Genomic DNA, 15,424 nt, shown 5'->3' with positions numbered 1-15,424 from the left:
TGCCGTCGAGGTTCGACGCGCGCGGCGCCGAATAGCCCGCTGAGCACAACGTCGGCCGTCTCTACGATGCGAAGCCTGCGCTGAAGTCGTTTTACGAAACGCTCGATCCATGCAACGGCTTCAATCCCGGCATCGGCCATACGTCGAAGTTCGCGCGATATCGTGAGCCGCAGGCGCAGCGCGAACCGCAGGCGCATTAAACAAAAAGACGGCGGCGGTATCGAACCGTCGCCGTAAAGGGCACGTATCCTTGCGCTGCGCAGCGCGCTTCCTCCGTATCAGCTCTTCGTCGTCGTTGCCATCCAGCCGTTCTGCGTGCTGATTTGCGTGATTTCCTTCGCAATCGAGCGGGCCAGCTTGCCGGCATCCGACGAGAGCGTGTCGCGCTTCGCCTCCGAGGCGCCGTGCAGACCGCCGCCCACCACCGCGGCCGTCGCCACATGGCCAGCCGCCGCGCCCACGCCCGCCGTCTCGGCCATGCCAGGCATATGGCCGCTATCCGACTTCGTCTGGAAGCTCAGGAGCGGTTGCGGTTCGCCGCCGTTGGCGGGCTGGAACAGCACCGCGATCGTCGCGCCCACTTCGCTCTTGCCCGCGCCGAGACCAATCAGCATGCGGCGGCGGCTGCTGCCCGCGTCCATCGTGTCGATGCGGCCTTCCACGATCAACGCGTTGTGGCCAGCGGGTGCGGGACCGTCCATGCGCACGGCGGGCAGGCCCATTTTCTGAAGTTCGCTCACGAGCTGATCGGCGAGATGCTCGCGCGTTTGCAGCGCGGCCTGCTGTTGCTGCTGCGCCGACGACTCGCCGCTCGTCATCGTCTTGAGCTTGTGCAGCATGCCGGTGCTGTCGAGCTTCACCTGGTCGGCGGCGGCGTCGAACGTGTAGACGTAGACGACGTCGGCGTGCAGTTGCGGGAGCGGGCCGTTCGTCTGCACGACCGGCGCGGCCGACGCGCAGCCGCTCGCGAACAGCGCGCCGGCGAGGAACGTGGTGCCCGCGATGCGCTTGGCCTTGTTGACGAGGAAGTTGATGATCGTTTGCATGTCGATGTCCTTTTACCTGAAAGAGTGTCTCGTTTCTGCCGATACTCGCAATTTATTCAGGATGGCGAACTATCGACCAGGGTGCTTCGGCGTCTGGGCTTCGGTTTGTTCTGCTCCGTTGCTCAGGCTCAGGCGCAAGTATGGGGGGAAGGGCGCACGAAATCCACGCGCAAATTATGTCGAGTCATGTCATGGGCGCACGGCCGGCGGCGCGCCGTTCCGACTCGACGAGGGACGGTTCAGCGGCAGGCGCACGACGGCTTCGAGGCCGCCGCCTTCGCGGTCGCGGAAGGTGAGCGAGCCGCCGTGCAGCCGCGCGATCCGCTCGACGATGGCAAGCCCGAGGCCCGATCCGCCCGAATGAGTACGGGCGTTCGCGCCGCGGCTGAAGGGCGATTTGAGGCGCTCCAGTTCCTCGGCGCGGATGCCGTTGCCACGGTCGGCAACGATCACGCAGGCGGTGTCGTCGTCGCGCCACGTGCGAATCGTCAGACCTGTGCGGCCATAGTTCACGGCGTTCTGCATGAGATTCATCAGCAGACGCATAACCGCGATGGGCCGGAACGCGAAAACCGGCAATTCACCCTCGTCGAAATCGAATTCGTGCCCGAGCCCCGCGAAGTCGGCAACGAGTTGGCCCGCGAGCGCGTTGAGGTCGCCCGGTTGCGGCGCTTCGCGCTCGCCGCTGCCTGCGTAGTCCATGAACTGCTGGAGGATCGTGTCGATCTGGTCCAGATAGCTCTCGGACGAGGCCACGAGCGCGTCGTTGCTGCCGCGCGGCAGCGCCATCGCAATCGCAAGGCGCAGTTTCGTGAGTGGCGTGCGGATGTCGTGCGAGACGCCGGCCAGCATCAGCGCGCGCGTGGCCTCAGCCTGCTTCAGCGCTTCGGTCATCTGGTTGAAGGCGTGGCTCACCTGGGCGATTTCGGTCGGGCCGTTGGTCGGCAGTGGCGGCGGCGTTTCGCCTGCGCTCACGCGCCGCGCCGCGCGCGCGAGTTTGCGCAGCGGGCGGTTGATGTGGCGCTGCAACAGGTAGCCGGTGAGCGCGGCGAGCAGCGCGAGCGCGGCGGAGAGGATCAACGCCGTAGTGATGCCGCTCGCTCGCGCGTCGGCGGTCACCGGCAGGGCGATCCAGACCGGTTCGCCCGCTGCGTGAAGGCGGATCCACAGGCGCTCCTGGGCGGCTTCGCCAGCCGCGGCGGGTACGGTCTCGTCGTGACTCGCGTCCCAGCGCACCAGCAACTCGGGCGGCAGATGGCTTTGCAGCGCTTCGACGAACACGTCGCGCTGCCAGGTGCGGAAAAAGTCGACGAGACTCGGCTGCGCCTCGCTCGACGCTTGTGGCGGCGCCGCACGGCGCGCATCGAACCGCGCGGCCGCCGCGCGCCCTTCGTCGGGTGGCATGGACGCGAGCGTGGTGTCGAGCAGCTTGACGTAATCGGCGAAGATGATCGAGGCGCGTTCGATGCGTGGGCGCTGCACGAAGTGCAGCAGGACGACGAGCGAGCAGATCTGCGAGAGCGCGACGAGCGCCACCAGCAGCGCGATGTTGCGCGAGAGCAGCGAGCGCGGCAGGCGCAAGCGCATTACGATTCGACGCCGGCCACCAGCATGTAGCCGATGCCCCAGACGGTCTTGATGAAGCGCGGCTTGGCGGGATCGTCCTCGACGATCTGGCGCAGGCGCAGGATCTGCACGTCCACGCTGCGGTCGAGCGCGCTGTGGTCGCGTCCGCGCGCGCGGGCGAGCAGGTTGTCGCGGCTCACAGCGCGATTCGGCGACGAGCCGAGCGCGTGAAGCAGCAGCATCTGCGCCGAGTGGACTTCGATGGGCGTGCCGTCGCGGTAGAGCGTTTGTTTGCCAACGTCGAACTGAAAGTCGCCGAAGCGCAGCATTTGCGAGGTGACCGTGGGCTCGCCCGAGGCCATCTTCTGGCGACGCAACAGGGCGCGAATGCGCGCGACCAGTTCGTCGGGGAGAAACGGCTTGGCGAGATAGTCGTCGGCGCCGGTTTCAAGGCCGATCACCTTGTCGGCGGCATCGCCTTTCGCGGTGAGCATGAGGATCGGCAGCGTCTGGCCTTCGGCGCGCAGGCGTCGGCATACGGTGAGGCCGTCTTCGGGCTCCATCATGAGATCGAGCACGAGGAGGTCGTAGGGCTCACGCTGGAGCAGGCGGTCGAGGCGCTTGCCGTCGGCGACGGCGCGTACCTCGAAACCCTGGCTCGTGAGAAAGCGCTGCAGCATGTTGCGCAGTTCGGCTTCGTCGTCGAGCACGATGATCCTGTTTGCCTGCTCCATGTGACGCCTCCGGCGTTCATCGGGCTGCTGCGCGCGCTCGCATGAAGTCCTCGATCTGCGCGAGGGTGACGAAGCCGGCCTTTTGCGTGTCGATTTCGTCGAAGTGCTGCGCGACCTTCGGCATACCCGCCTGCGCCTGCTCGCGCGTGAGCTTGCCGTCGTGCGTCGTGTTCGCGGCGGCGAAACGCCCTTGCAGCTGCGCCATCATGCGTTCGACGCGCGCGCTGTCGCCTGAGCCGTCCGGCAAGGCCTGAGCCGATGCCGGCACGCAAACCGCTGCTGAAACGATACACAAAACGAGGGCAGCGATCATCTTCTTCATGGTGTTCTCCGTGAGGTGGCCGACGTAGCTCGCCGGCCGGTCGATCAAGCGAATGAGGCGGGCGGCTGCGGGTCATGCGAATCCGCAGCCGCCAGTGATGGTTCAGGCCCAGTGAGCCGGGACCCACACGCGGCCGACCCAGTGGCCGGGAATCCACACGGCGGGGCGCGGGGCGATGTACACGGCGCGCGGCAGCGGCTGGCCAACATAGACGACCTTGGGTGCCGGCGGCGCCACGTAGACGACCTTCGGTGCGGGAGGCGCGACATAGACGGTCTTCGGTGCAGGAGTCGCGACATAAACCGTCTGCGGTGCAGGTGCGGGCGCGACGACGACCGTCTTGGGGGCGGGCGGCGGCGGGGCGACATACACCGTGGTGCTGGGCGGCGGCGGCGTGACGAAGACCGGCGCGGGCACGGGGACCGGGGCGCCGACGACGGCGACCGTCGTGCCCGAGGTCGTTACCGTGCCGGTGGTCACGGTGCCGCCATGGACAACGGTCGTGCCGCCGCCCGTGGTCACCACGCCGGTTCCGACGCCCGTGGCGCTGCCCGAGTGGTAGACGCTGCCGCCCTGCGTGCCGGTGACGGTGCCCGAGCGATTGCACGTGTTGCCCGCGCAGCTCGTGGACGCCGAGTGCCCGTAGGTGTTGCCGTTGCCCGTCGTGACCGTGCCCGTCGACGAGTACTGGCCCGGCGCCGTGCGCGTCACGCTGCCCGCGGTGCTCGCGCTGCGGCCATCCGAGCCGTTGAGCGAGCCAGTGTGCGAGCAGGTGCCGCCCGCGCAGCTCGTATCGCCCGAATGCTGGACCGAGCGGCCGTTCGGACCGTAGGCCGTGCCGCTGTTGCTGAACTGGCCCGGCGCGGTGCGGGTGACGGAGCCGCTGTTGGTGGCGACGCCGCCCCAGGGACCGGCCACGCCGCCCGCATGCGAGCAGGTGCCGCCGCTGCAGGAACCGTAGTGCGCGCCGTTGTACGTGCCGTGCGGCGTGTATGCCGTGCCGTGGCCGGACCAGCCGGCGAAAGCGGGGGCGCTGGCGAAGCCGATGAGCGCGGCGACGACGAGGGGGAGCGTTTTCATCAGAGGTCCTTGCGGTTCGTTTCGGGAGGCACGCTGCGGCGTGTTAGCGGAACGAACTATAGGGCTGGGCCAGGCGCAAGTCGCGTCGTAAACCATGTCACGGTGTTACACGTCGCGGGGCCGCTGGCGCGCCCTCCCCGCGCACGCGGCGCGGCGGGCGTATCGAGGTGTTTCGCGCGCGTGGCGCGTGACATATCCCGACATACTTTGCGCGTGGTTTTTCCCGTTGGGCGCCACTACAGTGCCCTTCATCCGACGCGACGCCGCGACTCCTGCGTGCAACACGCGTCTTTCTTCACCGCGCAAGACGCGCTCAATGCACACGATCCATCATGCTCACTACAGGAAAACTCGCGTTCTATGTCACGCTGTTCGTCGTTGCCGTCTCGCTGATCGAGGCGTGCGTGCTCACGTTCAGGAAGCGCCGCGAAGCGGCGGGAGAGGCCGCATTCGATTGGTCTGAGGTTGGGCTTTCGCTCGCCGACCTCGCGGGCCGCAAGCTCCTCGCGTTCCTGCCGCTTTCTCTCGCCGCGCCGATCCTGGATTTCGCGTGGGAGCATCGGCTCTTCACACTGAATATCGACACGGTTGCGCTCGTGCTGCTGCTCTTCATCGGTCAGGAGTTCTGCTATTACTGGTATCACCGCGCTTCGCACCGCATCCGCTTCTTCTGGGCCACGCATGCCGTGCACCATTCGCCGAACCAGTTGACGCTTTCGTCTGCCTACCGGCTGGGATGGACCGGGAAGCTGACCGGCCCGGCCATGTTCTTCGGGCCGCTCGTGTGGCTCGGCGTGCGGCCCGAAGTCGTGCTCGCCATCCTCTCGCTCAATCTGCTCTATCAGTTCTGGCTGCACAACACGTGGATTCCGAAACTCGGCTGGCTCGAGTACGTGTTCAACACGCCGTCCAACCACCGCGTGCACCACGCTTCGAACGTCGACTATCTCGATGCCAACTATGGCGGAGTCCTGATCATTTTCGACCGCCTGTTCGGTACCTACGTGCCGGAACGTGCCGAAGAGCCTTGCCGCTACGGGCTCGTGACGCCCGTGCGCTCGCGCAATCCGTTCGTCGTCGAACTGGAACACTGGGAGACGCTCGCACGCGACGTCGTGATGGCGAAGGACATCTGGACCGCCGTGCGCTATGTTTTCCTGCCGCCGGGCTGGCGCGCGGACGGCGGCGGCGACACCACGGAGAACCTGCGCAAGCAGCACGCGCTCGCCACGGTACGCGCGGAGGTTTCACGCGGACGCCCGCGCGCCGGTTGATGGAAGGCCGCGGCTCGCGTAACGTGGCGCCAGCGGCGCCCGCATCGATCGCGGGCCGCATCGAATTCAGGTTAGCAAAGGAATAAGAGCATGGAAAATGGTCTGAACGGCAAAGTGGTCGCGGTGACGGGCGGCTTCGGCAGCCTGGGTCTGGCGACGGCGCAATTGCTGGCCGAACGCGGCGCCCGCGTGGCGCTGATCGGCCGCGGCGCGGCCCCCGAAGCGGCGGCGCTGCCCGCCGCGCTCGCGAACGCGCTGCCCATGGGCGGCGTCGATCTCGTCGACGCGAAGGCGGCCCAGACTGCCTTCGGCGCATTGCAGGAGAGACTCGGCGGGCTCGACGCGCTCGTCAACGTGGCGGGCGCGTTCCGGTGGGAGACTATCGGCGACGGCGACGCGCGCACGTGGGATTTGATGTTCGATTTGAACGTGAAGACGGCGCTCAATGCCTCGAAGGCCGCGCTGCCTCATCTCGTGAAGAGCGGCGCGGGGCGTGTGGTCAACATCGGCGCAGGCGCGGGACTCAAGGCGGGGCTCGGCATGGGCGCGTATTCGGCGTCGAAGGCGGGCGTGGCGCGTTTGACGGAAGCGCTCGCGGAAGAGCTGAAGGACAAGGGTGTGACGGTGAACGCGATCTTGCCGAGCATCATCGACACGCCGCAAAACCGCGCCGACATGCCGGACGCCGATTTCACGCGCTGGGTGCAGCCGCGCGAGATCGCTACGGTGATCGCGTTCTTGCTGAGCGAGGACGCGCAGGCGATTACGGGAGCGCTGATTCCGGTGAACGGGCGCGTATAAGCGCGCGCCGCGCTGACACGCACGGTATACGGACCGCTTCAACAGAGTGGTCCCGCTGTGGTCGCGCTGTGACGGGTTAGTGGCCGTGGCCGCCGCCGGCCCCCCTGCCACCGCCGCCGCCTTGCCACGTGCCGCCACCGCCTCCATGCCAGCCGCCGCCGTGTCCACCGCCACCGTGCCAGCCGCCGCCATGGCCACCGCCGTGCCAGCCGTGGTGATAGCAGCATCCGCCGCCACCGCCCCAAATTGCGATGCCGCCATAGCCGCCGCCGAAATAGCCGGGGTAGTAGTCGTAACCGTAGGCGTACGGATAGCCCGCGTCGTACGGGTAGCCGTAGTCATAGCCGTAGTACCCGGGGTAACCGGGATAGGGCGCGACCGCGCAGCCCGCAAGCACCGCGGCCGCGCCGAGCGCTGAAATTCGCCGCAACACGATAATCTCCGCATATCTACGTTTGAAACCATTTGGCGCAGCCAGGTTCAGACGTATTTGTGTCCGCAGATTACCGCAGGGCCGCGGCTGCCGCCGACGCCGGCACGACGGCAGCTTCTAGGCACGTCGGAAGGCTGCGCGGTCGAACAGCCAGACCGCCACGAGCGTCGCGCCCATCAGCGGAAACACGATGCCGAGCAGCACGAGACCGGTCTTCCAGGCGCGCAGCGGGGGCGCGGCGCGCTCGCGTGAGGGCGCCGCCAACATCGATGCGCCCTTCGCGCGGGCGGGGCGGCGTAGCCACCACATCACGAAGCCCGTCACCGCGAGCGCGCCGAGGCCCAGCGAAATCGCCGCGCAGATCAACTGGTTGGCGAGGCCAAAGTAGCGGCCCATGTGCAGCGATGTGCCATATGAAATGGCCTTCGAAACTGCGCCGTAATCGTCATAGCGAATGTCCTTGAGCACGGCGCCGCTGTATTGGTCGATATACACGGTGCGTTCCGCTTTCGGATCGGGCGGAAAATACGAGACCGTGTAGACGCCATCGGCCGTGGCGGGCAGCACGATGTCGTAACCGTCGCGCAAGCCGAGATCGCGCATCTGGGCGACGACCTGGGCGAGCGTCCAGTGTTGCGATGCGCCGGACGCGTCGGGCGAGTGCGGCACGGGAGCCGCGCCGACGGCCCAGGGCACGAGCGGCAGCGGCATGTCGTCCATCACCATGCCTGGCATCGACGCCATGTCGTGCCCCGCGTGCTCTCCGCTGTGTTCTTGTCGATCGGCGTGGCTTGCGGGAGGATTCGCCGCTGCGCCGCTAGCTGCTGCCGGCGCACCCGGCAAGGCCGACTTCAGCGCGAGACCGCCGGCCCACGCGCCGCGCGGCGCGCCGAGGCTCGCGCGCGTGGCGAGCGCCTTGAACTGCTTGCCCCACGAGCCGGTCCACGGCAAGCCGCTCAACACGAACGCGAGCGCGCCCACGGCGAGCCAGATGCCGACGCTCGCGTGCACGCTCTTCCAGAACGGCCGCCCGCGCGCGGCGAAGCGAGGCAGCAGCGCGGCGCGCCACGACGCACCCGCGCGCGGCCACCAGAGCGCAATGCCGGTGGCGATCATCACCAGCGTCCAGCAGGCGGCCAGTTCCATCAGCAGCTCGCCGGGCTTGCCGAGCAAGAGCTTGCGATGCAGCATGCGGTCGACCTGCATGAAGCGGCGATCGACGTCGAGCGTGCCGAGCACTGCGCCATCATAGGGATTCACGTAGACGCTCCCTTTGGTCCCGCCGGGCAGCGCGAAAACGAATTCGGCACTGCGCGCGGGATTCGACTCGATGTGCGCGCGCAGCGCCCGCGCGTCGGGCGGCAGCGCGGCTCGCGCGCGGGCCAGCAGTGTATCCACGGGCAGGCGCGGTGTCGCCGCCGGCGCGACCACCAGCCGATGCGGGTAAAGCAGCGGTTCGATCTGCGGCTGGAAACAGTAGATCGTGCCCGTAATGGCGAGCACGAGCAGCAAGGGCATGACGAAGAGGCCGGCGTAAAAATGCCAGCGCCACAGCGTGCAGTAGCCGGACTGCGCCGCGTGGGCAGGCGGTGCGCTGACCGGGTCGGATATCGTGGACATCGGGGACTCCCTGTCGAGCCGGCACGGCTCGAATGCATGGATGATTCAAACGAAAACGAGCCGCTCAAATGCCGAGCTTCGCTACGAGGTAGTAGGTACGGCCGGGATACGGGTGATAGACGAAGTAGCGCGCGTCGAACAGGTTGTCGATGCCCACGCCTATCTCGCTCTTCTTCGTCGGCCGGAAGGTGTACTTCACGTCGGCGACCGTGTAGGTGCTCGTGCCGCCGAATACGTTCGGGTTCGTGTCCGTGTTCGTGAGCGTGTTGTACTGGCGCCCCGAGTAGCGCGCGGCGAGCGTGAGCGCGGAGCGCGCGTCGAACCGGTAGGTCGCGACGAGATTCGCGCGCCACAGCGGAATGCGATAGAAGTACTTGCCGACGCTCGCCGGATTCTGCGCGTTCTCCAGGATCTTCGACTGCGTATAGGCCACGCTCGCCGCGAGATCGAGCCCGCGCACGATGACGTCTTCTCCCTGATAGCTCGTTTCCACGCCGCGCGAGCGCACCTTGCCGATGTTCTGGAAGTTCGTGACGTTCGGAATGACCGTCGTATCGGTCTGGCTAAAGATCGTGTTCTTTACGTCGTCCTGAAAGAGCGTCAGGCGGAACAGGCCGTTCCAGTGCGCCCATTCGGCGCTCAGTTCCTTCGAGAGATCGTCCTCGGGGCGCAGGTTCGGATTGTTGTTGACGATGGACGAGCCGTTCACCTGCCCCTGGAACAACTCGCTCACAGTCGGGAAGCGGTAGGCGCGCGCAATCGATGCACGCAGCGTGAGGTCGTCGGTCACGTCGAACGAGAGCGAAGCTTTCGGCGAGAAGTGATGGTCGCCCACGTTCGCATAAGGCACGTTCACACTGCCGAGCGCCTGATAGCCGTCGAAGGCGCGCCAATTCTCGTAGCGCACGCCGTACACGAGCTTCCAGCGTGGCAGGAAGCGCCAGGCGTCCTGTGCATAGAGCGCCTGGGTTTCGGTCTTGCCCGCGAAGGCGTTGGCGAAACTGTTCGCACCGCCGTCGCGCCACGCGAGCGTGTTGTACGTGCGGTTGTCGAGCGCGTAATCGTCGTAGTGATAGCCGATGGTGAGCCAGTGGGCGGCGAGTCCGGCGTCGGGTGTGGCCGGCGTCCACGTCGTCTTGAGGTCGAGCGTCTTCCAGCCGGTGCCGCCTCCCAGCGTCATGACGCCGGGACCGTTGCCGGGTCCGCCCGCATTCGCCGTGCGCGCCACGCTGTTGCTTACGTCGTAGTACGAGGCAATGGCTTCAGCGTTCCAGCCGGTCGCCTGATGGGTGCGCAGCGTCGCGCCATACAGCCAGTTTTCGCTCCAGCCGCGGCTCGGTGCGAACGCGGCGGCGGGAATGGTGTACTCGTAGCCGTTGATCGACACCTTGCCGCTGTACACGGGGTTGCCGTTCGCGTCGTAAAGGAAGGTCGAGGTGGCGTTGTTGTAGGTCTGGTGCCAGTAGCCGAGCGTCACGCCGCCTTGCACGGTGGGCGTGAAGTCGTACTGCATGCGCAGCTTGAACTGGTCCTGCACCGTGTGCTGCATGCCTTCGCCGTTCACGCCGAGCACGACCGTGGGCGTGTTCGTCTGGTTGTTGTAGAAGTACGCGCCACGCACGGGCACGTCGCCCGGTTGCGCGGGCTTCGTCGACTGCGCAAGCGTGGCGAACTGCAGCGGCTGGCTCGTGTTCTCCAGGTGGTTCACGCCAAGCAGATACGAGAACTTGCCGATGCGGTCGCCGATCGAAGCGCTCATCTCGCTGCCGTTGAAGTTCTGGTTTACGCCGAAGAGGCTGAAATGCTGGGTGAACGCCTTTACGTCCGCGGTCGCTTCGAACGCCTTCGGCATGCGCGTGGTGATGAGCACAGTGGCGCCGAGCGAGTTGCCGGGATAGAGCGCGGAATACGGCCCGTAGATCACATCCACTTGCTGGATCTGGTCGGGGAACACCATCGACCAGCGTGGCGGAAAACTGTAACTGTTGCCGAGCAGGTTCGAGAGCAGCAGGCCGTCGGCATAGACGAGACCGCGCGCGCTTTGCGTATTGCTCGTGCCGCGCACGGCGATGATCGAGTTCAGATCGCCCACGTAGCGCTTGCGTACGGCGAGATTGGGCAGGTACTTGAGCACGTCCTCCGTGTTGACGACGTTCCAGTTCGCGAATTGCGCGGGCGTGACGGTTTCCACCGTCGCGGGCAGGTTGGGATCGACGGCGGGCGCCGCGGCGCTGCCAGCGGAGGCGCTGACCGTGACGGTGGGCAGCGTGGTGGCCGAGGCGGCATCGGCGGCTTGCGCCTCGGCAGCATGGGCTGCATGAAAGACGACGGGTGCAACGAGAGGCAGCGGCAAGACGCGCGGCAGCATGGCGAGCGCGAGGCGCCCGGCATGCCGCAGCGCGCGCGGCGTTGCGCGTTCGCGCGAGCGAACGCCAGCGCCACGCGTGGTGAGCGTGGACATGAAATGCTTTCCTGGAAACGGGAATCGAGCAGTCGCGCGTGTCGTGCGTGCTCGTTGGGCACGCGATCAGATCGCGGTCGACCGGCTGGTAAAGGCGTAACTCAGGAAAGGACGGGTGGGGCGCGCGGCCTGCCCGAAGGGAAGGCGCCTAAGGGGAGGTCGTGGGTGACGGGCGGCGCGATCGTCTCGCGGGCGAGCACGAGGGCGGCAAGCGGAGCGGGCGCGGCGACCGAAGCCATCGCCACATGATGCTCGAGCAGATGGCAGTAGCCGCAGGCGCCGAATGCGTCGTCGTGCGAAAGATGCGGCGCGCTACCGGACTGCACCGGCTGCACGGCCGAGCAGAGCGTGGCGTCCGGCTCATGCGCGTGCTGCGCGGCGACGAGCTGGCTCACGAGCGGCGCAAGCACGATGAGCCACATGGCGACGAGGCCAAGCCATGCGGTCAGCAGTGAATGCTTGCGTGAATTCATGAGAATGAGAATGATTGCGCGGCGGAGTCTAACACGGCCTTTCGCGTTTGCGCACGCGCGCCCGCGGCCCTGAGGATGGCAATAAGCGCGGTGCGATGTCGCGTCCGTCGACGCCGTTGCGTGGCATCGAAACGCCCGCGGCTGGGGATTTCCTTACCTCTTCGCGCGAACTCGATGCCCGCTGCATGGTCCTATACCCCCAAGGATGAGCGGTCATGGCCGCCGCGGGCGGCCGGTGCCCACGCGCCGGATTGCGGGTTTGCCCCGGCGACGGCCATGCGCGCTATCCTGTAGCGCTTTGCGCACGGCCCGGATGTCCACGAGCGGGCCGGCGCGGGCACCCGAAGCCCCATTTGCACAGGAAAACCACGTAATGCGCCGACGTCAATTTCTTCTCAGCTCCAGTGCCGCTCTGGCCGCCAGCGGCCTCGCGCTTGCCGGCTGCACGACCACGCCGCTCGGCACGCAGAACAGCGCCTCGCAAAACACGGCGAAGCGCAATTCGATCGACGCGGGCGTCGACGCCACGCTCTCGCGCCTCTTCAGCACGGTGAGCGGGTCGCAGGAGCTGGTCTCGAAGGCGAGCGGCGTGCTCGTCTTTCCGCAGGTGCTTTCGGCAGGTTTCTGGATCGGCGGTCAGTACGGCACCGGCGCGCTGCGCGTGGATGGCCGCACGACGGGCTACTACAGCACCATTGCGGGCTCGTTCGGCCTGCAGATCGGCGCGCAGTCCAAAGCCATCATCTTCGCGTTCATGAACCCGGTCGCGCTCAACGATTTCACGAGCAGCCAGGGGTGGTCGGCAGGTGCAGACGCCACGGTTGCGCTCGTCACGGTGGGCGCGAACGGCAATGTCGATACCTCGACCGCGACGAGCCCCGTGGAAGCGTTCGTGCTGACCAACGCGGGCCTCATGGCCGGGGTGTCGCTGGAAGGCGTGAAGGTGTCGCGGCTCGTCATTTGACGCTGCCGCGCGCAGTGACGAGTTGGCATGAAAGGAGACACACGCATGGCGATGCCCACGTACCGCCGCAAACACAAGATTCACTTCTCGGAGTGCGATCCCGCCGGGATCGTGTTCTATCCGCAGTATTTCGTCCTCTTCAACGATCTCGTCGAATCGTGGATCGACGAGTTGTTGCCGCAGGAGGGCTATCACGGCGTGATAGGCGCTCGTCGCGTGGGCATGCCGACCGTGCGGCTCGAAGTGGATTTCAAGGCGGTCAGCAAGATGGGCGACGAGGTCTGGCTCTCGCTCGACGTCGAGCGCCTGGGCGGGGCGTCGCTCACGCTCGCGTGGGCCTGCACGGGCGTGGACGGCGTGCTGCGCATGGCGGCACGCCAGACCATCGTGACCACCTCGCTCGACACTCACAAGTCGATTGGCATTCCTGAGGACATTCGCGATGCGATCGCGCGGGCGATGACGGCCGCCGCGCGCGATTGATCATTGGACCACGTTCAGGCGGCAGCGCCGAGTGCCGCTTGCAACGTGACAAACGTTTTTTCGTCGGTGCGTTCGAAATGCAGCGGCGTGACCGAAACGCGGCCGGAGTTCACCACGGCCGTTTCGCTGTCGGGCCCGTTTTCGCGCGGGCCGCGATTGAAGCGCAGCCAGTGGTAGTCCATGCCACGCGGGTCGATCTGCGGCACGACGTCGATGCCCTGCACGAGCCCGACGCCCTGGCGCGTGACCGTGAGCGGGCCTGCGGCGCTGGCGTCGATATCGGGAAAATTCACGTTCAGGCAGACCGGCGCGTCATGCGCGACGGCGGCGAGGCGGCGAATCACGTCCGGCGCGAGCGCGCGGGCGGTGTCCCAGCGCACCCGCTCGCGGTCGCGGAAGGTCTGGCTCAAGGCGATGGACGGCAGGCCGAGCAACAGGCCCGTCATGGCTGCGCCCACCGTGCCCGAGAACATCGTCTCCACGCCGAGGTTGCCGCCGCGGTTGATGCCCGAGAGCACGAGCGAAGGGCGCACGTCGCCCATCAGCTGGCGCACCGCCATCACCACGCAATCGCCGGGCGTGCCGAGCACCCCGAAGCGCCGCGCGCCGCGCCGGCTCACGCGCAGCGGCGTATGCAGGCTGATCGAGTGCGAGGTGCCGCTCTGGTCGTGCTCGGGCGCGACGACCCAGACTTCGTGCGCGAGGTCGGCGGCCACGGCTTCGAGTACGGCGAGGCCGGGCGCATCGATGCCGTCGTCGTTGGTGAGGAGCACGCAGGGCAGTTTCGTATCGGTTGCGGTCATGGCTGGCTCTTCTTCGTGGCAAGGTCGGGGGAAAGGGGCATTATTCCAGAGTGCGTTCCGTGCTGCCGTGCGGGACTTTTGAAACGGATTCGTAGCCTATCCGATATAGACTAGCGCGTCGGCGCCATGAGGCGCGCCCTGCATCGAGGAGAAGTACGTGAAGCCGCAAGCCCTGCCGGACCTGGCCCGCATCCTGTTCGTTGTTGCCATACTCTGCGCGCTGACGATCGGCAGCCTCTATGTCATGCGCCCGTTCCTCCCGGGGCTGATCTGGGCCACGACCATCGTCGTCGCGACCTGGCCCGCCATGAAAGCCATCGAGAGGCGCTGCGGCAACCGCCGCTGGCTCGCCACGCTCATCATGCTGCTGATCCTTCTGGTCGTGATCGTGCTGCCGCTCTATGAAGCCATCTCGACGCTCGCGGTGCACGGCGGCGAGATCATGGAGCTGATCCGCAAATTGCCCGACTATGCGTTGACCGCGCCGCCGCAGTGGGTCAGCGACATTCCCGTGGTTGGCCCGCGCATTGCCGCCAAGTGGCAGGAGTTTTCGGACGCCGGCCCCGGCGGTCTGCTCGCGCAGCTCGAACCGTACGTTTCGATCGCGGCGCACTGGTTGATCGGCCACGCCGCTTCGGTGGGCGTGTTCGTCGTGCACATGTTCATCACCGTCATCATCACGGGCATTCTGTACAGCAACGGCGAGCAGGCCGCCGACTATGTCACGCGCTTCGCCATTCGCGTGGCTCCCGCTTATGGCGAGCAGGCCGTCAAGCTCGCGGGCGCTTCTGTCCGCGCGGTGGCGCTCGGCATCGTCGTGACGGCGGTCCTGCAGTCGGCGCTGGGCGGCATCGGTCTGTGGGTGGCGGGTGTGCCGGGCGCGGGCGTGCTCACGGCCGTGATGCTCATGCTGTGTCTCGCGCAGATCGGCCCGACGTTGCCGCTACTCGGCGGCGTGATCTGGCTGTTCGTGCACGACGCGCATGTCACGGCGATCCTGCTCGCGGTGTGGTCGGTGATGGTCGCCATGCTCGACAACCTCGTGCGTCCGGTGCTGATCCGGCGCGGCGTCAATCTGCCGATGCTGCTCATTCTCTCCGGCGTGCTTGGCGGCCTGTTCGCCTTCGGCATCGTCGGGCTCTTCATCGGGCCGGTGATCCTCGCCGTTTCGTCCACCTTGCTGAGCGCCTGGATACGCGACCCGGCGGCGCAAGCCCACGGGGCGTCCAGTTCGGCCGCCCATCAGGACGTTTGACGCCGCGCACCGAACACCATCGATTAGCAAACGTCTCCTCTTGCCGACGCGCAGTTCGATTCGACGTTACGATGACGTCTGAACTTCGCTTCGGCATTCGTTAGAGCAT

15 protein-coding genes and 1 pseudogene are annotated in these 15,424 nt (G+C 66.8%); 6 read left to right on the top strand and 10 right to left on the bottom strand.

Annotation, left to right across the window (positions count from 1 at the left end; all coding sequences use genetic code 11):
• Positions 1-14: 14 nt before the first annotated feature.
• A pseudogene (locus BFD71_RS38830) lies at positions 15-200 on the top strand (hypothetical protein); the annotation flags it as partial.
• Positions 201-278: 78 nt separating this feature from the next.
• Here the strand turns inward: BFD71_RS38830 and BFD71_RS03665 are convergent.
• The 5 genes from BFD71_RS03665 to BFD71_RS03645 form a co-directional block, all read right to left on the bottom strand.
• Positions 279-1,046, bottom strand: coding sequence for a DUF4410 domain-containing protein (locus BFD71_RS03665; RefSeq protein WP_069261949.1), 768 nt, complete (start codon positions 1,044-1,046; stop codon positions 279-281).
• 189 nt (positions 1,047-1,235) lie between these two features.
• On the bottom strand, positions 1,236-2,633 hold the full coding sequence (locus BFD71_RS03660; protein WP_069261948.1) for an ATP-binding protein: 1,398 nt from the start codon (positions 2,631-2,633) through the stop codon (positions 1,236-1,238).
• Complete coding sequence (locus BFD71_RS03655; RefSeq protein WP_069261947.1) at positions 2,633-3,346, bottom strand: response regulator; 714 nt, start codon at positions 3,344-3,346, stop codon at positions 2,633-2,635. The genes BFD71_RS03660 and BFD71_RS03655 overlap by 1 nt, the downstream gene beginning before the upstream one ends.
• Before the next feature lie 16 nt (positions 3,347-3,362).
• The gene (locus BFD71_RS03650; RefSeq protein WP_069262388.1) at positions 3,363-3,668 is read right to left on the bottom strand and encodes a hypothetical protein; all 306 of its coding nucleotides are present in this window, start codon (positions 3,666-3,668) and stop codon (positions 3,363-3,365) included.
• A 102-nt stretch (positions 3,669-3,770) separates the two neighbouring features.
• On the bottom strand, positions 3,771-4,748 hold the full coding sequence (locus BFD71_RS03645) for a hypothetical protein (RefSeq protein WP_069261946.1): 978 nt from the start codon (positions 4,746-4,748) through the stop codon (positions 3,771-3,773).
• Between the two features lie 332 nt (positions 4,749-5,080).
• Here BFD71_RS03645 and BFD71_RS03640 point away from each other — a divergent pair, with 332 nt between their 5' ends.
• Positions 5,081-6,022, top strand: coding sequence for a sterol desaturase family protein (locus tag BFD71_RS03640; protein ID WP_069261945.1), 942 nt, complete (start codon positions 5,081-5,083; stop codon positions 6,020-6,022).
• 90 nt (positions 6,023-6,112) lie between these two features.
• On the top strand, positions 6,113-6,823 hold the full coding sequence (locus BFD71_RS03635; RefSeq protein WP_069261944.1) for an SDR family NAD(P)-dependent oxidoreductase: 711 nt from the start codon (positions 6,113-6,115) through the stop codon (positions 6,821-6,823).
• 76 nt (positions 6,824-6,899) lie between these two features.
• On the opposite strand, the gene BFD71_RS41275 is transcribed toward BFD71_RS03635, so the two are convergent.
• The 4 genes from BFD71_RS41275 to BFD71_RS03615 form a co-directional block, all read right to left on the bottom strand.
• Positions 6,900-7,256, bottom strand: a complete 357-nt coding sequence (locus BFD71_RS41275) for a hypothetical protein (protein WP_069261943.1) — start codon at positions 7,254-7,256, stop codon at positions 6,900-6,902.
• Between the two features lie 117 nt (positions 7,257-7,373).
• Positions 7,374-8,876 carry a PepSY-associated TM helix domain-containing protein gene (locus BFD71_RS03625; protein ID WP_069261942.1) on the bottom strand — a complete coding sequence of 501 codons (1,503 nt, stop codon included), beginning with the start codon at positions 8,874-8,876 and terminating at the stop codon, positions 7,374-7,376.
• 64 nt (positions 8,877-8,940) lie between these two features.
• Positions 8,941-11,337, bottom strand: a complete 2,397-nt coding sequence (locus tag BFD71_RS03620; protein WP_069261941.1) for a TonB-dependent receptor — start codon at positions 11,335-11,337, stop codon at positions 8,941-8,943.
• 101 nt (positions 11,338-11,438) lie between these two features.
• A complete protein-coding gene (locus BFD71_RS03615) occupies positions 11,439-11,810 on the bottom strand; it encodes a DUF2946 domain-containing protein (RefSeq protein WP_069261940.1) in 372 nt (123 codons plus the stop codon).
• A gap of 373 nt (positions 11,811-12,183) precedes the next feature.
• Between BFD71_RS03615 and BFD71_RS03610 the strand changes: the two genes are divergently transcribed.
• Both BFD71_RS03610 and BFD71_RS03605 read left to right on the top strand, forming a co-directional pair.
• Positions 12,184-12,774: a BPSL1445 family SYLF domain-containing lipoprotein gene (locus tag BFD71_RS03610; RefSeq protein ID WP_069261939.1), complete on the top strand. Its 591-nt coding sequence runs from the start codon at positions 12,184-12,186 to the stop codon at positions 12,772-12,774.
• A gap of 45 nt (positions 12,775-12,819) precedes the next feature.
• A complete protein-coding gene (locus tag BFD71_RS03605) occupies positions 12,820-13,257 on the top strand; it encodes an acyl-CoA thioesterase (RefSeq protein ID WP_069261938.1) in 438 nt (145 codons plus the stop codon).
• 14 nt (positions 13,258-13,271) lie between these two features.
• Here the strand turns inward: BFD71_RS03605 and surE are convergent, their stop codons facing one another.
• Complete coding sequence (gene surE / locus BFD71_RS03600) at positions 13,272-14,060, bottom strand: 5'/3'-nucleotidase SurE (protein ID WP_069261937.1); 789 nt, start codon at positions 14,058-14,060, stop codon at positions 13,272-13,274.
• Positions 14,061-14,217: 157 nt separating this feature from the next.
• Here surE and ydiK point away from each other — a divergent pair, with 157 nt between their 5' ends.
• Entirely contained in the window at positions 14,218-15,315 is a 1,098-nt protein-coding gene (ydiK, locus tag BFD71_RS03595) for an AI-2E family transporter YdiK (RefSeq protein ID WP_083245036.1), read from the top strand.
• Positions 15,316-15,424: the final 109 nt, after the last annotated feature.

Origin of the sequence: Paraburkholderia nodosa (genome assembly GCF_001718195.1) — a bacterium.
Classification (GTDB): Bacteria; Pseudomonadota; Gammaproteobacteria; order Burkholderiales; family Burkholderiaceae; genus Paraburkholderia; species Paraburkholderia nodosa_A.
The sequence above is the reverse complement of the archived record's forward strand: the minus strand, read 5'-3'. Positions and strand labels throughout refer to the sequence as shown.